The organism is Nocardioides eburneiflavus (assembly GCF_004785795.1).
GTDB classification, from domain to species: Bacteria; Actinomycetota; Actinomycetes; order Propionibacteriales; family Nocardioidaceae; genus Nocardioides; species Nocardioides eburneiflavus.
Map to the genome: position 1 here is coordinate 2,897,877 of NZ_SRRO01000001.1, position 20,700 is coordinate 2,918,576.

The 20,700-nt window shown below is 72.6% G+C and carries 20 protein-coding genes; 11 read left to right on the forward strand and 9 right to left on the reverse strand.

The window, feature by feature from the left end:
• Positions 1-20 precede the first annotated feature (20 nt).
• Positions 21-248, forward strand: coding sequence for a hypothetical protein (locus tag EXE59_RS13660; RefSeq protein WP_135839398.1), 228 nt, complete (start codon positions 21-23; stop codon positions 246-248).
• Between the two features lie 15 nt (positions 249-263).
• On the opposite strand, the gene EXE59_RS13665 is transcribed toward EXE59_RS13660, so the two are convergent.
• Positions 264-725, reverse strand: coding sequence for a DUF952 domain-containing protein (locus tag EXE59_RS13665; protein WP_210428992.1), 462 nt, complete (start codon positions 723-725; stop codon positions 264-266).
• A 19-nt stretch (positions 726-744) separates the two neighbouring features.
• A complete protein-coding gene (gene nucS / locus EXE59_RS13670; protein WP_135839399.1) occupies positions 745-1,431 on the reverse strand; it encodes an endonuclease NucS in 687 nt (228 codons plus the stop codon).
• Positions 1,432-1,455: 24 nt separating this feature from the next.
• Here nucS and EXE59_RS24175 point away from each other — a divergent pair, with 24 nt between their 5' ends.
• Together EXE59_RS24175 and EXE59_RS13680 are read left to right on the forward strand one after the other, a co-directional pair.
• Complete coding sequence (locus EXE59_RS24175; protein WP_210428993.1) at positions 1,456-2,430, forward strand: MOSC domain-containing protein; 975 nt, start codon at positions 1,456-1,458, stop codon at positions 2,428-2,430.
• A 46-nt stretch (positions 2,431-2,476) separates the two neighbouring features.
• Complete coding sequence (locus tag EXE59_RS13680) at positions 2,477-4,285, forward strand: 3-hydroxyacyl-CoA dehydrogenase family protein (RefSeq protein WP_135839400.1); 1,809 nt, start codon at positions 2,477-2,479, stop codon at positions 4,283-4,285.
• A gap of 319 nt (positions 4,286-4,604) precedes the next feature.
• On the opposite strand, the gene EXE59_RS13685 is transcribed toward EXE59_RS13680, so the two are convergent.
• Positions 4,605-5,066 carry a VOC family protein gene (locus EXE59_RS13685; RefSeq protein ID WP_135839401.1) on the reverse strand — a complete coding sequence of 154 codons (462 nt, stop codon included), beginning with the start codon at positions 5,064-5,066 and terminating at the stop codon, positions 4,605-4,607.
• A 177-nt stretch (positions 5,067-5,243) separates the two neighbouring features.
• Positions 5,244-7,694, reverse strand: a complete 2,451-nt coding sequence (locus EXE59_RS13690) for a LuxR C-terminal-related transcriptional regulator (RefSeq protein WP_135839402.1) — start codon at positions 7,692-7,694, stop codon at positions 5,244-5,246.
• Between the two features lie 269 nt (positions 7,695-7,963).
• On the opposite strand from EXE59_RS13690, the gene EXE59_RS13695 reads away from it, so the two are divergent.
• Positions 7,964-8,725, forward strand: coding sequence for a hypothetical protein (locus tag EXE59_RS13695; RefSeq protein ID WP_135839403.1), 762 nt, complete (start codon positions 7,964-7,966; stop codon positions 8,723-8,725).
• A gap of 52 nt (positions 8,726-8,777) precedes the next feature.
• Positions 8,778-9,545 carry an alpha/beta fold hydrolase gene (locus EXE59_RS13700; RefSeq protein WP_135839404.1) on the forward strand — a complete coding sequence of 256 codons (768 nt, stop codon included), beginning with the start codon at positions 8,778-8,780 and terminating at the stop codon, positions 9,543-9,545.
• Positions 9,546-9,563: 18 nt separating this feature from the next.
• On the opposite strand, the gene EXE59_RS13705 is transcribed toward EXE59_RS13700, so the two are convergent.
• Positions 9,564-10,100 carry a CGNR zinc finger domain-containing protein gene (locus EXE59_RS13705; RefSeq protein ID WP_135839405.1) on the reverse strand — a complete coding sequence of 179 codons (537 nt, stop codon included), beginning with the start codon at positions 10,098-10,100 and terminating at the stop codon, positions 9,564-9,566.
• Between the two features lie 32 nt (positions 10,101-10,132).
• Here EXE59_RS13705 and EXE59_RS13710 point away from each other — a divergent pair, with 32 nt between their 5' ends.
• Entirely contained in the window at positions 10,133-11,152 is a 1,020-nt protein-coding gene (locus EXE59_RS13710) for an EamA family transporter (RefSeq protein ID WP_135839406.1), read from the forward strand.
• On the opposite strand, the gene EXE59_RS13715 is transcribed toward EXE59_RS13710, so the two are convergent.
• The 4 genes from EXE59_RS13715 to EXE59_RS13730 form a co-directional block, all read right to left on the reverse strand.
• Positions 11,130-12,464 carry an AI-2E family transporter gene (locus EXE59_RS13715; protein ID WP_168218511.1) on the reverse strand — a complete coding sequence of 445 codons (1,335 nt, stop codon included), beginning with the start codon at positions 12,462-12,464 and terminating at the stop codon, positions 11,130-11,132. The genes EXE59_RS13710 and EXE59_RS13715 overlap by 23 nt on opposite strands.
• Before the next feature lie 26 nt (positions 12,465-12,490).
• On the reverse strand, positions 12,491-13,858 hold the full coding sequence (locus EXE59_RS24850) for a coiled-coil domain-containing protein (RefSeq protein ID WP_135839408.1): 1,368 nt from the start codon (positions 13,856-13,858) through the stop codon (positions 12,491-12,493).
• Between the two features lie 150 nt (positions 13,859-14,008).
• Positions 14,009-15,349, reverse strand: coding sequence for a crotonyl-CoA carboxylase/reductase (ccrA, locus tag EXE59_RS13725; protein WP_135839409.1), 1,341 nt, complete (start codon positions 15,347-15,349; stop codon positions 14,009-14,011).
• Between the two features lie 172 nt (positions 15,350-15,521).
• On the reverse strand, positions 15,522-16,262 hold the full coding sequence (locus tag EXE59_RS13730) for a GntR family transcriptional regulator (RefSeq protein ID WP_246056782.1): 741 nt from the start codon (positions 16,260-16,262) through the stop codon (positions 15,522-15,524).
• A 72-nt stretch (positions 16,263-16,334) separates the two neighbouring features.
• On the opposite strand from EXE59_RS13730, the gene EXE59_RS13735 reads away from it, so the two are divergent.
• Genes EXE59_RS13735 through EXE59_RS13755 form a run of 5 tightly spaced genes read left to right on the forward strand, consistent with a single transcriptional unit; the run spans position 16,335 to position 20,695 of the window.
• Positions 16,335-17,615 carry an NRAMP family divalent metal transporter gene (locus EXE59_RS13735; RefSeq protein ID WP_135839410.1) on the forward strand — a complete coding sequence of 427 codons (1,281 nt, stop codon included), beginning with the start codon at positions 16,335-16,337 and terminating at the stop codon, positions 17,613-17,615.
• Positions 17,612-18,376 carry a LamB/YcsF family protein gene (locus EXE59_RS13740; RefSeq protein ID WP_135839411.1) on the forward strand — a complete coding sequence of 255 codons (765 nt, stop codon included), beginning with the start codon at positions 17,612-17,614 and terminating at the stop codon, positions 18,374-18,376. Before EXE59_RS13735 ends, EXE59_RS13740 begins: the two co-directional genes overlap by 4 nt.
• Entirely contained in the window at positions 18,373-19,005 is a 633-nt protein-coding gene (locus EXE59_RS13745) for a 5-oxoprolinase subunit B family protein (protein ID WP_135839412.1), read from the forward strand. Before EXE59_RS13740 ends, EXE59_RS13745 begins: the two co-directional genes overlap by 4 nt.
• On the forward strand, positions 19,002-19,865 hold the full coding sequence (locus EXE59_RS13750) for a 5-oxoprolinase subunit C family protein (protein WP_210428994.1): 864 nt from the start codon (positions 19,002-19,004) through the stop codon (positions 19,863-19,865). The genes EXE59_RS13745 and EXE59_RS13750 overlap by 4 nt, the downstream gene beginning before the upstream one ends.
• The gene (locus EXE59_RS13755) at positions 19,862-20,695 is read left to right on the forward strand and encodes a putative hydro-lyase (protein ID WP_135839413.1); all 834 of its coding nucleotides are present in this window, start codon (positions 19,862-19,864) and stop codon (positions 20,693-20,695) included. The genes EXE59_RS13750 and EXE59_RS13755 overlap by 4 nt, the downstream gene beginning before the upstream one ends.
• Positions 20,696-20,700 lie beyond the last annotated feature (5 nt).

The following is a 20,700-nucleotide window of genomic DNA, read 5'->3' on the forward strand; positions in this document are numbered from 1 at the left end:
ATGTCTTGTAGGGTGCGGGCGTGGGTTCCAAGAGCGCGTCGAAGAAGGCAGGCAAGGCCAAGGTCGCCAAGCTGCCCAAGAAGAAGTGCTGCGTGTCCTCCACCAAGTGCGGCCGCTGCCCGCTGCGGATGCTCAAGGAGGGCACGCTGCCCCCGGGCTACACGGTGAAGAAGCGCAGGCTGGTGAAGGTCGACGTCACGGTCAAGGGCGGCAAGCCCGACAAGAAGGGCTCGAAGAAGGCCGCCTGAGCCGGCACCCGAGCCTCACGCCAAGCGCTGGACGCCGAGCACGATCGCGGCGACGACCAGCATGACCAGCACCGCCGCGCCCATGCGTACGGCCATGCCCTTGAGCCACAGCGACATCAGCGTCTCGGTGCCGCCCCGGCGGTTCAGCGGCTCGACGTCGACGACCGCCGAGCGGTTGATCGGCCCGTGGACGTGGGGGTAGGTGTCGTCGCCGACCGGCTCGACGCGCACCTCCGACTCCAGCCGGGTCGGGTCGATCGTCAGCAGGACCAGGTCCTCGCCGAGCCCGCGGTAGTAGCGGTCGAAGACGCCCTGCACCTGCTCGCGCCTGCTGGCGTGGATGAACCCCTCCTCCGCGAGGCTCCGGCCGACCGTCGAGGTGGTGTAGGTGCCCGTCGCCAGCGTGGCGCGCCAGTCGGCAGCGGTGGCGATGTGGAAGATGCGCTCGGGGAGGCGCTCGGGACGCGCGTCGGTCACCGTGCGAGGGTAGCGAGCCCTAGAAGAGCCGGTGCTCCGCGTCGTCCATCCCTCGCAGCGCGTCGTAGTCGACGAGGGCGCAGGTGATGCCGCGGTCGGTGGCGAGCACGCGCGCCTGCGGCTTGATCTCCTGGGCGGCGTAGATGCCCCGCACCGGGCCCTTGCTGGTGAGCATCGGGTCCCGGTTGAGGAGCTCGAGGTAGCGGGTGAGCTGCTCGACGCCGTCGATCTCGCCGCGGCGCTTGATCTCGACCGCGACGGACAACCCGTCGGCGTCACGGCACATCAGGTCGACGGGACCGATCGCGGTCATGAACTCCCGGCGTACCAGCGTGAGGCCGTCGGCGAGCGTGGTGGGGTGCTCGGCGAGCAGCTCCTGGAGGTGCTTCTCGACGCCGTCCTTCTGCAGGCCCGGGTCGACGCCGAGGTCGTGGGAGGAGTCGTGCAGCACCTCGTCGATGAGGATGCGGAGGGTGTCGTCGGTCTTGGTCGCGGTCACCAGCCACTCCGCCTGGCCGTCCTCGGAGAGCCCCTCGCGCACGGTGCACGGCGGCGACATCCAGTTGAGCGGCTTGTAGGAGCCTCCGTCGGAGTGGATCAGCACCGACCCGTCCGACTTGAGCATCAGGACGCGGGTGGCGAGCGGCAGGTGGGCCGAGAGCCGTCCGGCGTAGTCCACCTGGCAGCGTGCGACGACGATCCTCACGACGGGCGAATCTACAGTGACCCCGTGACCGCCACCGCAGTACGTCCCGCGCGCCAGCGAGACCTCGCGCACCTCGACCTCGCCGACCATCCCGCCACGGCTGGGTTCGTGATGGTCGCGGGTGACCCACCGGTCGGCCACGCGCGGGTGGAGCTCCTCGACGGGCACGCCCACCTCGCAGACCTCGTCGTCGGTGCCGACCTGCACGGAAGCACCCGCCGCGCGCTGGTCGAGGCAGTGTGCGAGCGCCTCTCCGCGCGCGGGCACGGGCAGCTCACCGCCCGTCCCTACGCCGGTCCGGAGGCCACCGCGCTCGGTGCGCTGGGATTCACCGAGGTGCTGGCCGACGAGCCGCTGCCGGGCCCGCTCATGACGCGGCGCGAGGAGACCGGTCGCGTGCTGGTGCGCCGGGTGCTCCGCTCGCACCGCACGGTCGCCGAGCTCACGGCACTGCTGCCCGAGCTCGACGCGTCCCCGCGCGAGGTCGGGACGCTGCGCGCGGTCGTACGCCGCCCGGCGCCGGGCGAGCGCGAGGTGCTCGAGGTCGGCCACCTCGACGTCGCCGAAGGCCTGGTCGGGGACACGTGGGCAGCGCGGGGGAGCAGGCGTACGCCGGACGGCTCGGCGCACCCCGACATGCAGCTCAACCTGATGAACCACCGCCTCGTGGAGTTCCTCGCGCAGGACCCGGAGCGCGAGCAGCTGGCCGGTGACCAGATGTTCCTCGACCTCGACCTGTCCCACGACCACCTCCCGGCGTGGAGCGAGCTCCACATCGGCGGCCCGGAGGGCGCCGTGATCGTCGTGACCGACCAGCCGCACAACGGGTGCGGCAAGTTCATCGCGCGCTTCGGCAAGGACGCGATGACCTTCGTCAACGGCCCCGAGGGCAAGCCCCGGCGGCTGCGCGGGCTGTGCGCCAGGGTGGTGCGCCCCGGCCTGGTCCGCCCGGGCGACGAGGTGCGCGTCGTACGCCCGGCGGCGGCTCCGGCGGAGTGACGCTTCCCACATCCGTGATCCGCGGGCGGCATGGGAGCATGCGTCCATGACTGAGACGGCTACTCGTGAGTTCACCACCGTCGGCGTGATCGGCCTCGGCACCATGGGCGCCGGCATCGCCGAGGTCTTCGCGCGCAACGGCTTCACCGTCGTCGGCGTCGAGCAGAACGACACGGGCCTCGAGCGGGGCCGCCAGCACCTCGAGCACTCGACGGGCCGGGCGGTGAAGCGTGAGAAGCTGACCCAGGAGCAGGCAGACGAGCTGCTCGGCCGGATCACACTGACCACCGACATGAAGGAGCTGGCCGGAGCGGACCTCGTCGTCGAGGCCGTCGTGGAGTCCCTCGAGGTCAAGAAGTCGATCTTCCGGGCGCTGGACGACATCGTCCGCCCCGATGCGGTGCTCGCCACCAACACCTCCTCGCTGAGCGTCACCGAGATCTCGACCGCCAACGCGAAGCCCGGCCGGGTCGTGGGGGTCCACTTCTTCAACCCCGCACCCGTGCAGAACCTCGTCGAGATCATCCGCACCGTCGTCACCGAGCCCGACGTGCTCGCCGACGTGCAGGAGCTGCTGCGCAGCCTCGGCAAGAACCCGGTCGTCTGCGGCGACAAGGCCGGCTTCATCGCCAACACGCTGCTCTTCGGCTACCTCAACCACGCGGTCGCGATGTACGAGGGCAAGTACGCCTCGCGCGAGGACATCGACGCCGCGATGCGCTTCGGCTGCGGCTACCCGATGGGTCCGCTGGCGCTGCTCGACCTGATCGGGCTCGACACGGCCTACGAGATCCTCGACACGATGTACAAGCAGGGCCGCGACCGCCTCCACGCGCCGGCGCCGATCCTCAAGCAGTACGTCACCGCGGGGCTGCTGGGCCGCAAGTCGGGTCGCGGCTTCTACACCTACGAGGCGCCCGACAGCCCCGTCGTCGTCGCGGACGCGCACACGCCGAGCGCGGATGACAAGCCCCGGCTGCAGCACGACATCAGGCTCGTCGGCGTCGTCGGCACCGGCACGATGGCCTCGGGGATCGTCGAGGTCTTCGCGAAGGCGGGCTACGACGTGCTGTTCACGGGCCGCGGCCAGGACAAGGTCGACGGCGTGGTCGCGACCATCACGAAGAACTTCGACAAGCAGATCCAGCGCGGTCGCGCGACCGAGGAGCAGAAGTCCGAGGTGCTGGGGCGCGTCCGCGGCACCACGTCGCTCGACGACCTCAAGGACGTCGACATCGTCGTCGAGGCCATCGCCGAGGACCTCGCGATCAAGACGACGCTCTTCGAGAACCTCGACGAGATCTGCACGGGTGGTCGAGGAGGGGCCGGCGCCATCCTGGCCACCACGACGTCGTCGCTGCCGATCATCTCGATGGCCCGGGTGACCAAGCGCCCGCAGGACGTCATCGGCATGCACTTCTTCAACCCGGCGGCGATCATGAAGCTCGTCGAGGTCGTCTCGACGGTCGCCACCGACGAGGCCGTCACCGAGACGGTGCTGGCGCTGTGCGACCAGGTCGGCAAGGTGGCCGTGAAGTGCGGCGACCGCTCCGGCTTCATCGTCAACGCGCTGCTGTTCCCCTACCTCAACGACGCGGTCAAGATGCTCGAGGCGCACTACGCCACCGCCGACGACATCGACACCGCGATGAAGCAGGGCTGTGCGCTGCCGATGGGCCCGTTCGAACTGCTCGACGTCGTCGGCAACGACGTGTCGCTGGCCATCCAGCGCGAGCTCTACCTCGAGTTCCGTGAGCCCGGTTTCGCGCCCGCCCCGCTGCTGGAGCACCTGGTCACCGCGGGCTACCTCGGTCGCAAGACCGGCCGCGGCTTCCGGGACTACAGCGCGCGCTGAGCCCGGGCGTCACTGGCGGAGCCGCCCCCTGGGCGTGCGTCATACGAACCGGAACTCATGGGTGCGTGTGATGTCTCAAGACATCGGTAACACAGATGTCCTGAGACATATGTGTTACCGATGTCCTGAGACTCGACAGGGCCTGACACGCGCGGATTCGTATGACGCTGAGGCGTCGACAGACGCGCACGCGCCGACCTCGTTCCTCGGTCGGCGCTGGCACGGTTTCGACGCGCCTCGCGTCCTCGCGGGCTCGTCCGCTGCGCTTGCTCAACCCGATTGACCGCACGCGCCGACCTCGTTCCTCGGTCGGCGCTGGTCAATCGAGGCAGAACTCGTTGCCCTCCGGGTCGGCCATCCAGATGTGACCGGCGGTCATCGGCGGCGCCGGTTCGTGCCGCTCGACGCGGGTCGCACCCAGGGCGACGAGGCGTACGGCCTCCGCCTCGAGCGCGGCCATCCGCTCCTCGCCCTCGAGCCCGGGGGCCGTGCGGAGGTCGAGGTGCACCCGGTTCTTCGCGGTCTTGCCCTCGGGCACCCGCTGGAAGAACAGTCGCGGACCGTCGCCATCGGGGTCCTCGGCGGCGGACGCGGAGCCCCACTCCGACTCCGGCACGCCGACCTCGGCGAGGAAGGCGTGCCATGCCTCGAACGGGTCCTGTCCCGGCGCGACCTCGCGCCCGGGCGGGGGTGGGACGACGTAGCCCATTGCGTCGGCCCAGAAGCGCGAGAGCGCCTCGGGATCGTGGGCGTCGAAGGTGACCTGGATCGTCCGGCTCATGGACCCCATCGTGCCGTGCCCCACCGACAGCCTCGCTACCCGCCGGTTGGCGACTCGGGTGGGCTGCGAGGGGCCGGAAGGCCCCCCAAGTCGCCAACTGACGAGTTGGTCCGCCAACTGGTGAGTTGGCACGGGCTCCGCGCCCGCCCCGCCCGGCCGCGGGGGGCGAAGCCGCCGTCAGCGGCTGTCGACGACCAGCGCGGCCAGACGGGCACGCGTGTTGATGTCCAGCTTGCGGTAGATGTGGGTGAGATGCGCGTCCACCGTGCGAGGGGAGACGAAGAGCTCCTCGGCGATCTGCCGGCTGGTGAGCCCGTGCGCCACCCGCTCGGCGACCTGGCGCTCGGCCGCGGTGAGCGCGTCGAGGACGGACGGCTGCGCGGAGGTGGGGCGGTGGAACACCGCGGTGACGAGCGGGACGGCTCTCGCGGAGAGGTCGCTCCCCTCGATCCAGCCCTCCGGCGGCCGGCTCGCCGGGACGATGTCGTCGACGGCGGAGTAGCCCCAGCGCACGGCCATCCGTGGCGTACGGAGGGCGAAGGCGGCCGCGGCGAGCGATCGTGCCTCCGGCAGCTCGCGCGCCCGCGCCACCGCGGCGAGGCCGTCGAGGACGTCGGCGGCCCGGAGCGGGAGCCGCATCGAGCGGCAGTGCTCCAGCGCGGTCAGGTAGGTCGTCGTCGCCTGGTCGAGGTCGCCGAGGTCGAGCAGCGCGCGCCCGAGCAGGAGGCGTGCCTCGACGCCGTCGCGGCCGAGCCGCGCGGAGTCGGCGAGGGCGACGACGTCGGCGGCGAGCCCGGCCGCCTGCCGGGACTCGCCCCTCAGCAGCAGGTCGCGGCCGTCCTGGGCCAGCACCGGGAGGCGTACGGCCCACGGGAGGGTCTCCCGCACGACCTCCGTCGGCTCGTAGGTGGGGTCGAGGGCCCGCAGGAGCGTCTCGGCAAGCAGGCCGACGCGGTCCTCGGCCAGGTCGCGCGCCTCCACCACCACGGCCCGCGTGCCGGCGATGGCCTCTGCGGTGCGCCCCTGCTCGAGCGCGATGCGGGCGAGGACGGTCCGGAGCGAGAGGTCGATCCAGCGCTCGTCACCCGTGGTGCGGGCAGGCATGGCGTCGGCCGCCGCCTGCGTGGCCTCGGCGAAGCGGCCCTGCGAGGCGTACACGTCGGCGAGCGTGCGGGTGGCCTGTCGGCTGATCGAACCCTCGGGGTCGAGGCTGAGCGCGCGCCTGGCCTCTGCCTCCGCGCTGGCGAGGTCGCCCGCGTCGAGGTGCATCTCGGCGCGGATCGAGGCGGTCTTGGCGAGCTGCTCCTCGGGGCACGGTGCCGACGAGGCGTGCTGGTCGGCGCGGTCGAGCAGCCAGAGTCCCTCGTAGGTGCCACGCATCTCCGACGCGGCAATCCCGGCGCGTCGCGCGATCTGTGCGCCGAGGGTGGGCGGGCCGTCCCCGAAGGCGAGCGCGCCCTCGAGGATCTCGACGGCCTCGCGGGCGCGCATCGAGGTGTAGAGCGAGGAGAAGATGCGATTGGCCACGGAGTAGCCCTCGGCCCGCGTCGCCGGGTCGGCGCAGGCGGTCAACACCGCGTGGCGCATCGCGGGCAGGTCGCGCAGCCACTCGGCGTCGGCGGCGCCGTAGTTGTCGTGGGCCGGCGCGTGGGCCTGCGCCCACGTCAGCAGGCCCGAGGCGACGGCCTCGCGGTCCTCCGGTCGCGCCAGCGCGCGTGCCCGGCCGCGGATCGGGGAGAGCATGTCGAACTGGCCCCGGCCGTCGACCTCGAGGAGGCTCCGGCGCACGAGGTTGCCCGCGATCTCGGCCGCCTCGGACGCCGGGACGTCCAGCACCCGGGCGAGCACCCCGAGGCCGATCCGGAAGTCCAGCAGGCCGATGCGGCGCAGCGCGGTCGCGCTCGCCTCGTCGAGCAGGTCGTGCGCGGAGTCGACCGCCTGGTCGAGGCTGACCGTCGACATCGCGTTGGCCAGCCCGACGAGCGCGGACTGCACCGCCACCTGCTCGATCAGCAGCGGCAGGCCGCCGGTCGCGCCCAGCAGGCGGCGGACCTCGTGGGCCTGCACGGCGAGGTCGACCTGCTGACCGCCCGCAGCGCGGATGCGGCGCAGGAACAGGTCGACCGCGGGCCCCTCCAGCGGCGCCCGCTGGGCCGGCACCGGGAGCGGCCCGACGCGCACGACGGTCTCGAGCGGCTCGCCAGCCGTGGTCAGCGCGGTCACCACGACGCGGGCGTCCGTGGTGCTCTCCAGCATCGTCTGGAGCACCGGCCCGGCGCCCGTGGCGTCGAGGTCCAGCCCGTCGAGGACGAGGAGGCAGTCGCGTCCGTCGAGGGCGCGGCCGACCGCCCCGACGAGGGAGTCGCCGGGCGCCGTCTCGGACCCGAGACCCTCGAGCGCGGCCGCCAGCACGTCGTCGAGGCTGTGGAGCGTGCGCGCGTCCACCCAGGCGAGGGCCGCACCCGCCGACCCGTCGGTCGAGGTGGCAGCCGTCTCCGCGGCGACGTGGCGCACCAGCAGGGTCTTGCCGCTGCCGGGCGGGCCGACGACGCTCACCCAGCGGGACTCCTCGAGCGCCTCGTGCAACGCGCGACGTACGTCGTCACGACCGAGACAGGGAGACAGCACACCCCGAACCTATCGCTCCACGGCTCCAGAGATACGTAGGACTACGGATGCTGGGCCGCGCCGTCCCGCGGGATGCTTCTCGTACGCCGGGGCGACGGGACTGCACGAGGGGATGGTCCCGCAGCCGACCGGCCGCCTGTCGGAGCAGGCCGCACATCGTCGGGGGTCGATGGGCGGCCTGCTCTCGCAGGTCGCAGCCCCTGCCTGCGCCGCCTCTGGCTCGCCTCCGCGCCGCTGTGCTGCTTGCCGTCGCTGCGTACTCTGGGGCCATGGAACTCGTCCTCGTGCTGGTCGTCCTCGGCGGGCTGACGGCGGTCGCGGTGGCTGCCGGGAAGTCGGGCAAGAAGCGTGAGCTGGCCCGCGTCGAGGCCGAGGTCGCCCCCGTGAAGAAGCTCGCCGAGGAGGACGTCACCGCCCTCGGCGTCGAGCTCCAGGACCTCGACATCGAGCTGGCCGGCGAGCCCCTCGACGCGGGTGCCAACGCCGACTACCAGCGGGCCCTCGACTCCTACGAGTCGGCGAAGACCGCGGCGGCGGCCCTGACGAGGCCCGAGGACGTCAAGCACGTCACCGAGATCCTCGAGGACGGTCGTTACGCGATGGCGTGCGTCCGCGCCCGGGTGGCGGGCGAACCGCTGCCGCAGCGCCGACCGCCGTGCTTCTTCGACCCGCGCCACGGCCTGTCCGTCGCCGACGTCCCGTGGACGCCGCCGGGCGGCACGGCGCGCGAGGTGCCCGCGTGCGCGCTCGACGTGGAGCGAGTGCGGGCCGGGGCCGAGCCCGACATCCGCAAGGTCATGGTGGGTTCGCGCCGGGTGCCCTACTGGCAGGGCGGCCGCGCCTACCAGCCCTACGCCCAGGGCTACTTCGGTGGCTTCGGTCCGATGGACTGGATGTTCATGGGAATGCTCTTCGGTGGTGGCTTCGACGGCCTTGGTGAGGGCATCGGGGCGATCGGCGAGGGCATCGGTGACATGTTCGGCGGGATCGGCGACGGCATCGGCGACCTGTTCGACGGCTTCGACTTCTGAGCGCCGGCGGTCCCACGTGCGCCGGTCCGTCGGGCTGCGGGAGGATGGTGCCGTGAGCCTGCACCGCACCGAGCTCGGCGAGTCCGGGCAGCGCGTCGTCTTCTGCCACGGACTCTTCGGCCAGGGCAAGAACTGGACGCAGGCAGGCAAGGCGCTCAGCGCCGACCACCGCGTGCTGCTCCTCGACATGCCCAACCACGGCCGGTCGCCGTGGACCGAGACCTTCGACTACCTCGAGCTGGCCGACCTGGTCGCAGCTGAGCTGGGCGACGAGCCCGTCGCCCTCGTCGGCCACTCCATGGGCGGCAAGATCGCGATGTGCCTGGCCCTGCGGCATCCCCACCTCGTCGAGCGGCTCGCCGTCGTCGACGTCGCCCCCGTGGCGTACGAGAGCGGGCGCGAGTTCGTCGGTTACATCGACACCATGCGGTCCCTCGACCTCGCGTCGCTGGAGCGGCGCGACCAGGCCGAGGCCGCGCTGCACGACGCGGTGCCGAACCGGGTGGTGCGCAGCTTCCTCCTGCAGAACCTGCGCCGCGGGGACGACGGCTGGCACTGGCAGGTCAACCTCGACCTGCTGGGGGAGCACATGCCCGACCTCGTGGGCTGGCCCGGCGACCAGGTCGGCGACGCGACCTACCACGGCCCGGTGCTGTGGGTCGGCGGCGCCCGCTCCGACTACATCTCCGACGAGCACGCGGTCGAGATGGACCGCAGGTTCCCGCGCAACCGGCGGGTCCTCATCAAGGACGCCGGCCACTGGGTGCACTCGGAGCAGCCGGAGGTCTTCCTCGAGGTGGTGCGACGCTTCCTGGCCTGAGCGGCGGGTGCGTGCGGGTCAGGCCCGCTGGCGGGCGCGGTAGGCAGCGACGGCCTCGCGGTTGCCGCAGGTGGTCGAGCAGTAACGGCGCGAGCGGTTGCGCGAGAGGTCGAGCACCACGTCGTCGCAGTCGTCGGCTGCGCACCGCGCGAGCCGTGACATCTCGTCGGCGCGGATCACGTCGACCATCGCCATCGCGGTCTCCACCACGACGCGCTCGTCCAGCGGGCGGTAGGGGTCGACGGCGTGCAGGTGCCAGTCCCACTGGTCGTGGCGCTGGAGCTGGGGGAGCGCCCTGGCCCGCGCGAGCATCGCGTTGACCATCTGGGCGGCCTCGTCGCGCTCGGCCAGCAGCAACGCCTTCAGCGACGGGCGGAGCCGGCGTACGGCCTCGAGCTCCTGCGGGGTGGCGTCGTGGCGACCGGTGTAGGACCAGGTGGCGAGGAAGGCTGACAGGTCGTCGACCGAGCCGAGCGGGTCGCCGGGCTCGTCGGTGGAGTTGACGAGGGCGACCGCGGCCTGCAGCGCGGCGTCGGTGTCATCCGTGAAAAGCATGTTGACACATTACATCAGCGACGCCTAATGTCATGACCGTGACGCTTTTGAATCATGACACCCGTTCGTCACGGACCGCCGCGGGCCTGGCGCTGGCGGTGGCCTCTGCGACGTCGTTCGGACTGTCCGGTGCCCTCGCCCGCGGGCTGCTCGACACGGGCTGGAGTGCCGGTGCGGCGGTGACCGTACGGGTGCTCCTCGCGGCAGCCGTCCTCGCGGCCCCGGGTGCGCTGGCGCTCCGCGGCCGCTGGCACCTGCTGCGCGACAACGCCGGGCTGGTCGCCGTCTACGGCGTCGCAGCCGTCGCGGGCGCCCAGCTGTGCTACTTCTACGCCGTGACCTACATGCAGGTCAGCGTCGCGCTGCTGCTGGAGTACACCGCACCCGTCGCCGTCGTGGTGTGGCTCTGGCTGCGGCACGGCCATCGTCCCTCAGGACTCACGGCGCTGGGTGGGCTGCTCGCACTGGGCGGGCTCACGCTGGTGCTCGACGTGGTGCCGGGCGTCGAGCTCAGCACGGCCGGCGTGCTCTGGGCACTCGGCGCGATGGTGGGCGCGGCGACCTACTTCGTGATCTCCGCCGACGAGAGCAACGGCCTTCCCGGCATCAGCCTCGCGGCCGGCGGCCTGGTGGTGGGAGCCACCGCCCTGGCGGTGGCCGGCGGCACCGGCGTGCTGCCCCTCGACTGGTCCACCGACGACGCCGTCTACGACGGGTTCGCGGTGCCGTGGTGGGTCGCGGTCCTCGCGCTCGGCCTCGTGACGGCGGCCGTCGCCTACGTCACCGGGATCGCGGCGGGCCGCCGGCTGGGCAGCCGGCTGGCGTCGTTCGTCGCCCTGGGCGAGGTGCTCGCGGCCGTCCTGTGGACGTGGGCCCTCCTCGGCGAGCTGCCGCGACCGGTCCAGCTGGCCGGCGGGCTGCTCGTGCTCGCCGGCGTGGTCGTGGTGAAGCTGGGCGAGGGTCGCGCGCCGCTCGTGGTCGAGCCCGTGCCCGTGGCCGGGCCCGGGCTCGAGCCCGCGGAGGGGTCGTTCAGCGGGCGTCCTGTCGCTTGAGGAACACCTCGCGGTGCAACAGCAGCAGGGCTGCTGCGACCGGTACGGCGAGCAGGGCGCCGATGATCCCGAGCAGCGAGCCGCCCACGAGTGCCGCGACCACGGTGACCGACCCCGGGATGTCCACCGACTTCTTCATGATGCGCGGGTAGATGAGGTAGGACTCCACCTGCTGGTAGGCGATGTAGTAGACCAGCGCCACGAGGGCGACGGTCGGAGAGACCGTCAGGGCGAGGAGCGTCATGAGTGCCCCGGAGACGAACGCGCCGACGACCGGGATGAGCGAGAACAGTCCCACGACGAAGGCGAGGGCGAAGGCGTAGTCGCCGAGCCCGACGATGAACGAGAACACCAGCGTGCTCACCCCGGCGCACAGGGCGACGAGGAACGCACCGGCGACGTAGGCGCCCGTGGAGCGGATGATCTTGTCGCCCAGGTCGCTGACCCGGGGCCGCTTCGAGGCGGGGGCGAGGGAGTAGGCGGCGTGCTTGATGCTCGGCAGCGAGGCGAGGAAGTAGATCATCAGCACGACCACGATGAAGCTGTTGGCCAACGCCGACAGCACCCGGAGGCCGACGCCCAGCGCCCCGCCGAAGACCTTCTGCCCGAAGTCGCCGTTCTCGATGTAGTCGCGGGCCTTGGCGATGACGTCGAACTTGTCGTCGAGGCTCTGCACCTGCGCGTTGCTCTGGAGGTCGTCGAGCCAACCGGGGGCGTTGCGGGTGATGGCGGCGATCTGGTCGCTGATCACCGGGGCGATGGCGACGACGAAGAGCGAGAGCACGCCGATCACGACGACGAGGACGAGGAGCACGGCGAGCCCGCGACGCATGCCGCGGCGCATGAAGGACTCCACGACCGGGTTGAGGCCGACCGCGAGGAACATCGACATCACCAGCAGGATCAGCACCGAGGAGATGCTCAGCAGCTGCTGGCTCAGGAAGATCGCGATCAGTGCGCCCAGGGCGCCGAAGAACCCGATGTTGAAGGGGGAGTGGCGCAGCAGCAGGGGTGCGGGTGCCGGCTCGGTCGGCACGTACGGTGCCGGGGCGGCCTCGTCGACCACGAGGTCGGTGGCATCGTCGATCTGCTCGGCGATGACGGCGGCCGATCGCGCCGACTCCTCCGCGGACTCGGCCGCCGCCTCGGCCCGGTCGGCGTCGCCGGTGACCTGCTCGACGACCTCCTCGAGCGCCTGCGGGATGTCGGCGGGGAGGTGGTCGGGGGTCCCGGCGGCGTCGCGCAGGGCCGCCGTCGTGCTGGTGGTCCCGGTGTCACCGGACCGGTCGTCGCCGGAGGCACCGGAGGCCACGGCCCCGCGGAGCCGGTCGCGCCAGCTCAGGACTCGTCCTCGTCGAAGCCGGCGACGACGTCGCGCAGGGCGCCGAGCTGGGCGGTGATGGCGTCACGTCGCTTGGCGGCACGGTCGACCTCGGCCTGGATGTTGGTGAGCTCCCGCTCGGCCTCGGCGACGCGCGTCGCCCCGATCGAGTCGGCCTGGGTGCGCGCCGACGCGACGATCTGCTCGGCCTCGCGGCGGGCCCGGGCGAGGAGGCCCTCGGACTCCGACTGCGCCTGCTGGCGGTGGGTGTTGGCCTGTGTGGTCGCCTCGCGCGCCCGCTGCTCGGCGGCCGTGGCGCGTGCCTCGGCCTCGGCGACGAGGCGCTGGGTCTCCGCGGTGGCGTTGCTGTGGTGCTCCGCGGCCTCCCGCGTCAGGCGCTCCTTCTCCACCGCGAGGGTGCGCCGCGCCTCCTGGACCTCGCGGTCGGCGGCCGCACGGGCCTGCTCGGCCTCGCGGGTCGCGGTCACCCGCATCTCGTTGGTCTCCTGCTGCGCGGCCAGGCGGAGCTGGTCGGACTCGCGGCGCGCGGCGGCGAGCAGGTCCTCGGCCTCGGCCTTGGCCAGGTTGCGCTCGGTCTCGGCGTCGGCGCGCATCCGCGCGCGCATCTCGTCGAGCTCCTTGAGCTGCACCATCCGCATGTCGTCGGCCTCGCGGGCGGCGTCGGCGCGGATGCTGTGGGCGTCGCGCTCGGCCTGGGCACGGATCTCGCCGGCCTCGCGGCGCGCCGCGGCGCGTACGTCGGCGGCCTCGTCCTCGGCCATCTTGAGCATGGACGTCGCGCGACCGCCGAGCCCGGCGTACGTCGGGTTGGCGTTCTCGGCGGCCTCGGCACGCAGCCGCTCCAGCTCGTCCTCGAGCTCGATGACGCGCTGCTCGCTGCTGGCCAGGCTGCCGGCCAGTCCGGCCTTCTCGGACTGGAGCTGGTGGACGCGCTGGTCGACCGCCGCCTTGTCGTAGCCGCCGCGGCGCACGACCGGTAGGGGGGCAGCGGCCGGGGCGGCCGGGGGCGCGGGGGTGGTCGGGCGCTGGGCGACCGGGCGTGCCGCTGGGGCCGGGGTCGGGGCAGGCGTCGGGGCTGCCTGCTGCGCTCGCGGCGAGATGACCGGGGCCTTGACGGTCGGCTCGGGCTCGGGCTCCACCGGCCCGGCAGAGGGCTTGCCGGCGGTGGGCTCGGCAGCGGCCACCTTCCCGGCAGCGGGCTTCGACGCCGCGGGCTTGTCTGGCGCGGGCTTCGACGCCGCGGGAGCCGGTTGGTCCTTCGGGGTCACCGGCAGCACCTGCGTCTCCTCCGCGGCATCGGCGCTCGTCGCGTCGTCGCCGGACTCCGGCTCGTCGAAGATGGACAGGCCCTGGTCGGAAGCCATGCTGCGGCACCCACTCTCACGTCGTACGGACTGCGTCGGTGCCAGTCTGTCCGATGCGCACCAATTGACACACCCCGGCTCGCGGGCGACTCCCGTCGGAGTCGGGCGAACCGGGGTGTGAAAGATCTCAGGCGCGGGTGGAACCCTCGCTCAGACGCCGCGGAAGCGGTTGATCGCGTCCTCGTGCTGGGCGCGCATCTCGCGGTCGAGGACGCCGAGGCCCTCCTCGGGCGCGAGGCACAGGACGCCGACCTTGCCCTGGTGGGCGTTCTGGTGGACGTCGAGCGAGGCCTGGCCGACCTCGTCGAGCGTGTAGGTCCTCGACAGGGTCGGGTGGATCTTGCCCTTGGCGATGAGACGGTTGGCCTCCCACGACTCGCGGTAGTTCGCGAAGTGGCTGGAGATGATGCGCTTGAGGTTCATCCACAGGTAGCGGTTGTCGTACTCGTGCATGTAGCCCGAGGTCGACGCGCAGGTGGTGATGGTGCCGCCCTTGCGGGTGACGAACACCGAGGCGCCGAAGGTCTCGCGGCCGGGGTGCTCGAAGACGATGTCGATGTCCTCGCCGCCGGTGAGCTCACGGATGCGCGCCCCGAAGCGCTTCCACTCCTTGGGGTCCTGCTGGGTGCCCTCGTCGTTCCAGAACTTGTAGCCCTCCTCGGAGCGGTTGATGATCAGCTCCGCGCCCATGCTGCGGGCGATGGCGGCCTTCTCCTCGTTGGACACCACGCAGACGGGGGTCGCGCCACCGTTGAGGGCGTACTGCGTCGCGAAGCCGCCGAGGCCGCCGGACGCGCCCCAGATCAGGACGTTGTCGCCCTGCTTCATGTCGCCGCCGTTCTTGGAGACGAGCTGGCGGTAGGCCGTGCAGTTGACGAGGCCGGGGGAGGCGGCCTCCTCCCACGTGAGGTGCTCGGGCTTGGGCATCAGCTGGTTGGCCTTGACCATCGCCACGTCGGCCAGGCCGCCGAAGTTGGTCTCGAAGCCCCAGATCCGCTGCTCGGTGTCGAGCATCGTGTCGTTGTGGCCGTCGGGGCCCTCGAGCTCGACCGAGAGGCAGTGCGCCACGACGCGGTCGCCGGGCTTCCACCTCGTCACGCCGGGGCCGGTCTTGAGCACCACGCCGGACAGGTCGGAGCCGACGACGTGGTAGGGCAGGTCGTGGCGCTTGGTCAGCTCGCTGTTGCGGCCGTAGCGCTCGAGGAAGCCGAAGGTGGAGACCGGCTCGAAGATCGAGGTCCACACGGTGTTGTAGTTGATGGCGGAGGCCATCACGGCCACGAACGCCTCGCCCGGGCCGAGCTCGGGCAGCGCGACCTCGTCGACGTGGAGGGACTTGCGGGGGTCCTTCTCCTTGGCGGTGAGGCCCTCGAACATGTCCACCTCGTCCTTCTTGACGAAGGTCGCGCGGTAGGACTCGGGGAGCTCAAGGCTCGCGAAGTCCTCCGAGGTGGCGCTGCCGGACTGGATCGCTTCGAGGATGTTCTGCACGTGCTGGCTCCTGGGGCATCGGGGGCGTCGGGGCTCGGGTGCGTGAAACGTACCGACGGGTATATGCCGTGTCACCCGAGTGTGACCTATGCCGCGGCCCGCGGCTCGTTGGATCGATCCAGCGGGCCCGCGCACAGGTCCGGGGCGATTCCGTGGCGGGTCCGTGGAGGGGTCAGCCGCGGTCGCGGAAGGCGGCCACGAGCTGGTCCTCGGCGCGAGCCAGGTAGGCGTCGAGCCGGTCCGCTGCCCCCTGCCGGTCGCCCGAGGTGAGCAGCGCGGCGATGGCGGCGTTCTCCTCCAGGTAGGGCTGGTGGAAGCGCTCGGGTGCGCCCATCGCGTGGAAGAACAGGCGCATCTCGGCGAGGAGCAGGTCCATCTGGGCGTCGAGGCGGGGGCTTGCCGCCAGCGACACGACGGCCCGGTGGAAGTGCTGGTTGGCCGACGCGACCGCGTCCCAGTCGCCGCGCGCGCCCGCCTCGCGCCCCTCGGTCACGGCCGCGGCGACCGCCGCGATGCGCTCGGGGGTGTGGCCGGTGCCGCGCGCGAGGGCGGCGGTCTCGACGAGCCGGCGTACGCGGTAGACGTCCTCGACGTCCTCGACCTCCGGCGTGGCCACGACGACGCCCCGGTTGGGCTCGCGCACCAGGATCCGCTCGGCGACCAGCTGGCTGAGGGCCTCGCGCAGGGTGTTGCGGGAGACGCCGAGGGCGCTGGCGAGACGCTCCTCCGGGAGGCGCGTGCCGGACCGGAGGTGGCCCTCGACGACCTGCTCGCGCACCACGCGGGCGGCGCGGTCAGCGGAGGTGCTCATCACCGTGCGTTCCGACCGACGGGCGGCGAGGACCCCCTCGAGCACGGCGTCGAGTGCGCTGCGGCCGTCACTCGTGGGGCTCACGGGGTCGGTGGTACCCATGTGCCGGAGCGTAGCGGATGAATTTAGAAGTGGGGTATTGAAGAATTGTTGAACAATCCTTAGTGTCCCAGTATGACCCAGCACACACCAGCCGACACCCCCGCCGGGAAGCCCGCCGGGAAGCCCGCCGGAGACCAGCCCGCCGGACAGCAGCCCGCCCAGGCGTCCGGGTTCAGCCGTACGGCCGTGATGGGCGCCGTGTTCCTGATGGCGACGAGCGCCATCGGACCCGGCTTCATCACCCAGACGGCCAACTTCACGATCACCCTCGGCGCGGCCTTCGCCTGCGCCATCGCGATCTCCATCGTGGTCGACATCGCCGTGCAGATGAACGTCTGGCGCGTCATCGGCGTCTCCGGCCTCCGTGCCCACCAGCTCGGCAACGCCGTGCTGCCGGGCGTCGGCTTCCTGCTCGCCGGCCTCGTCTTCCTCGGTGGCGTGGTCTTCAACATCGGCAACATCGCCGGCGCCGGCCTCGGCGTGAACGCGATGCTGGGCCTCGACCCCCGCATCGGTGGCGCGGTGTCGGCCGCCATCGCGGTGGGGATCTTCCTGAGCCGCCGGGCCGGGGTCGCGCTCGACCGGATCGTGGTGCTGCTCGGTCTGCTCATGATCGTGGCCACCCTGGCGATCGCCGTCACGTCCTCGCCGCCGGTCGGGGAAGCGCTGGTCAGCGTGGTTGCTCCGGACACGTTCGACTTCGTCGCCACCACCACGATCATCGGCGGCACGGTCGGTGGCTACATCACCTACGCCGGCGCCCACCGCCTCCTCGACTCCGGACTGACCGGTCCCCAGCACGTCGGGGACATCACCCGCAGCTCGATCGTGTCCATCCTCGTGACCGGACTGATGCGCATCCTGCTCTTCCTCGCGATCCTGGGCGTCGTCGCCGGCGGGGCGGTGCTCTCGCAGGACGCGGTGGGTGGCCCCGCGGGCGCCGCCTTCAGCGCCGCGGCGGGCGAGGCCGGCCTGCGCGTCTTCGGCGTCATCCTCTGGTCGGCCGCGCTCACGTCGGTCATCGGCGCGGCGTACACGTCGGTCTCGTTCGTGACGACGTCGGCGACGGCAGAGCGCACCCGCAGCCTCATCACGGTCGCCTTCATCGCCTTCTGCGCGGTGGTCTACCTGATCATCGAGCAGGCACCCACCCAGCTGCTGATCTTCGCCGGCACCTTCAACGGGCTCATCCTCCCGATCGGCTTCGGTGTGCTGCTGTGGGTGGCCTGGCGCCGTCGCGACCTGCTCCACGGCTACCGCTACCCGGGGTGGTTGCTGGCCGTCGGCGCGATCGCCTGGCTGCTCACGCTCTACCTCGGCTACAACGCGCTGCTGCTGCTGGGTGACCTGTGAGCGGCCCGCGGATCGACCTCAACAGCGACGTCGGCGAGTCGTTCGGCCGATGGGAGCTCGGCGACGACGAGCGGGTGCTGCAGGTCGTCACCAGCGCCAACGTCGCCTGCGGGTTCCACGCCGGCGACGCCTCGACCCTGCGACGCTGCTGCGAGACCGCGGTCCGGCACGGCGTGGTCGTGGGGGCGCAGGTGGGCTACCGCGACCTCGCCGGCTTCGGGCGCCGTTTCGTCGACTACGACCCCGTCGAGCTCGCGGACGACGTCACCTACCAGATCGGTGCCCTCGAGGCGCTCGCCCGCGTGGCGGGGACCCGCGTCGCCTACGTCAAACCGCACGGCGCCCTCTACAACGCGACTGTGCACCACGACGCGCAGGCGCGGGCGGTGGTGGCGGCGGTGCGGGCGTACGACCCCTCGCTGCCCGTGCTCGGGCTCCCCGGGTCGCGGCTCCTCGCGGCGGCGGAGGAGGCCGGGTTGCGTCCGGTCCGCGAGGCGTTCGCCGACCGCGCCTACACCCCCGAGGGGACGCTCGTGGCGCGTACGGAGCCCGGGTCCGTGCTCGCCGACCCCGACGAGGTGGCGGCCCGGGTCGTGCGCCTGGTCACCGACGGCACCCTCGTCGCCGTCGACGGCTCGACCGTCCGGGTGGAGGCCGACTCGGTCTGCGTCCACGGCGACAGCCCCGGCGCCGTCGCGATGGCGGCAGCGGTCCGCGACGCCCTCGCCGCGCAGGGCGTCGACCTCGAGGCGTTCGCATGACGCCTTCCCGGGTCGAGCTGCTGCCCTACGGCGACCGGGCGGTGCTGGTCGAGCTCGGGTCGACGGCGGAGGCAGTGGCGTACGCCGCCGCGCTGCGCGCCCGTGACGCGGGCGCGGTCGGCGAGATCGTCCCCGCCGCGCGCACGGTCCTCGCCGTGGCGAGCGACGGCTTCGCGGTCTCGGACCTGCGACAGGTGCTGGCGGACGTCTCGCCGGAGCCGGACGCCTCGGGCCGGGACGACAGCCCCCTGGTAGAGGTCCCGGTGACCTACGACGGGGAGGACCTCGCCGACGTCGCGGACCTGACCGGCCTCACGGTCGCCGAGGTCGTCGCCGCCCACACCGGCCAGACGTGGCGGGTCGCCTTCGGTGGCTTCGCCCCCGGGTTCGGCTACCTGCTCGGCGAGGACGAGCGCCTCCACGTGCCCCGCCGCGCGGAGTCCAGGACCCGGGTGCCGGCCGGTGCGGTCGGACTGGCGGGGGAGTACTCCGGCATCTACCCGCGCGCCTCGCCCGGCGGGTGGCAGCTCATCGGCCGCACCGATGCCACGCTGTGGGACCTCGACCGCGACCCGGCGGCCCTGCTGTCGCCGGGCGTGCGCGTCCGCTTCGTGGACGTGGCGTCGTGACCCGGGCGCTGCGCGTCCACGCGACGGGTCCGCTGGCGCTGGTGCAGGACCTCGGGCGCCGCGGGCTGTCCGGCGTGGGCGTCGGACGCTCGGGCGCGGCCGACCGGGGCGCCCTCCGGCAGCTCAACCGCGCCCTGGCCAACCCCGACGACGCCGCGGCCGTCGAGGTCACCTTCGGCGGCCTGGACGTCGAGGTGCTCGACGAGGGCCTGTGGTGCTGCGTCACCGGCGCGCCCGGCGCGGTGCGCGTCGACGGGCGCGACGTCGGCTCGCACGCGGTGTTCTTCGCGGAGCCGGGCTCCCGGCTGGTGCTGGACCGCCCGAGCGCGGGCCTCCGGTCCTACCTGGGCGTACGTGGCGGCGTGGCCGCCGACGAGGTCCTCGGGTCCCGCGCCAGCGACGTCCTCTCCGGGCTGGGTCCCGCCCCGCTCGCGGCCGGTGACGTGCTGCCGGTCGGCACGCCGGGCAAGCGGTTCCCCGAGGTCGACTCCGTCACCGCACCCGACCTCACCGGCGAGGTGGTCCTGCGTGCCGTGCGCGGACCGCGCGACGGCTGGGTCGAGGACGTCGACGCGCTCGTGGCGAGCACCTGGTCGGTGACCGAGCGCAGCAACCGGGTCGGCATGCGCCTCGGCGGGCAGACCCTGCACCCGGCCCGCGACCAGCAGCTGCCCAGCGAGGGGGCCTGGCGCGGAGCGGTGCAGGTGCCGCCCAGTGGGGAGCCCGTGCTGTTCCTCGCCGACCATCCCGTGACCGGCGGCTATCCGGTGGTGGCGGTCGTCGTCGACGCCGACGTCGACCGCGCCGCACAGCTGCGCCCGGGGGACCCCGTGCGCTTCCGATGGGTGGAGGCCCCATGACTGCGCACACGACCGACGACCACCCCCACGACCACTCCCGCGACCCGTCCCCCGACCGGGCCGGGCTCGCGCCGCGCGCCGCGCGGCAGCTGTTCCGCGAGGGACTGGTGACGCCGACGGCCGGCTGGAGCCGCGGGTGGACCCAGGCCAACCTGATGGTGCTGCCGCGCGACCTCGCGCTCGACTTCCTGGTCTACGCCCAGCGCAACCCCAAGCCGTGCCCCGTCCTCGACGTCCTCGAGGCGGGCGAGGTGTCCGGGCCGCTGCTCGACGGAGACGTCCGCACCGACCTCCCCGCCTACCGCGTCTACGTCGACGGCGAGCTCGCCGAGGAGACCACCGACGTCTCCGGGTGGTGGCGCGACGACCTGGTGTCGTTCCTCGTCGGCTGCAGCTTCACCTTCGAGTCCGCGCTGGTCGAGGGCGGCGTGCCGGTGCGGCACGTGGAGCAGGGGGTCAACGTGCCGATGTACGTCACCAGCCGCCGCTGCCGGCCGGCGGGGGCGATCGGCGGGCCGCTCGTGGTGTCGATGCGGCCGATGCCCGCCGCGCAGGTCGCCGACGCCGTACGCATCACCTCTCGCTACCCCGCGGTGCACGGCGCGCCCGTGCACGTGGGCGACCCGGCCGCACTGGGCATCGCCGACCTCGCCCGCCCCGACTTCGGCGACCCGGTCGACGTACGCCCCGGGGAGGTGCCGGTGTTCTGGGCGTGCGGGGTGACCCCGCAGGCAGCGGTCATGGAGTCACGACCGCCACTCGCGATCGCGCATGCGCCGGGCCACATGCTGATCACCGACGCGCGGGACAGCGACTACCTCGTGCCGTGACCGGG

What these genes read in the sequence shown, in the direction of transcription:
- EXE59_RS13745 (WP_135839412.1), top strand. Translation starts at nt 18,373, where the DNA reads ATGACGCCTTCCCGGGTCGAGCTGCTGCCCTACGGCGACCGGGCGGTG.
- EXE59_RS13695 (WP_135839403.1), top strand. Translation starts at nt 7,964, where the DNA reads ATGGAACTCGTCCTCGTGCTGGTCGTCCTCGGCGGGCTGACGGCGGTC.
- EXE59_RS13705 (WP_135839405.1), bottom strand. Translation starts at nt 10,100, where the DNA reads ATGCTTTTCACGGATGACACCGACGCCGCGCTGCAGGCCGCGGTCGCC.
- EXE59_RS13685 (WP_135839401.1), bottom strand. Translation starts at nt 5,066, where the DNA reads ATGAGCCGGACGATCCAGGTCACCTTCGACGCCCACGATCCCGAGGCG.
- EXE59_RS13730 (WP_246056782.1), bottom strand. Translation starts at nt 16,262, where the DNA reads ATGGGTACCACCGACCCCGTGAGCCCCACGAGTGACGGCCGCAGCGCA.
- EXE59_RS24850 (WP_135839408.1), bottom strand. Translation starts at nt 13,858, where the DNA reads ATGGCTTCCGACCAGGGCCTGTCCATCTTCGACGAGCCGGAGTCCGGC.
- EXE59_RS13755 (WP_135839413.1), top strand. Translation starts at nt 19,862, where the DNA reads ATGACTGCGCACACGACCGACGACCACCCCCACGACCACTCCCGCGAC.
- EXE59_RS13680 (WP_135839400.1), top strand. Translation starts at nt 2,477, where the DNA reads ATGACTGAGACGGCTACTCGTGAGTTCACCACCGTCGGCGTGATCGGC.
- EXE59_RS13710 (WP_135839406.1), top strand. Translation starts at nt 10,133, where the DNA reads ATGACCGTGACGCTTTTGAATCATGACACCCGTTCGTCACGGACCGCC.
- EXE59_RS13735 (WP_135839410.1), top strand. Translation starts at nt 16,335, where the DNA reads ATGACCCAGCACACACCAGCCGACACCCCCGCCGGGAAGCCCGCCGGG.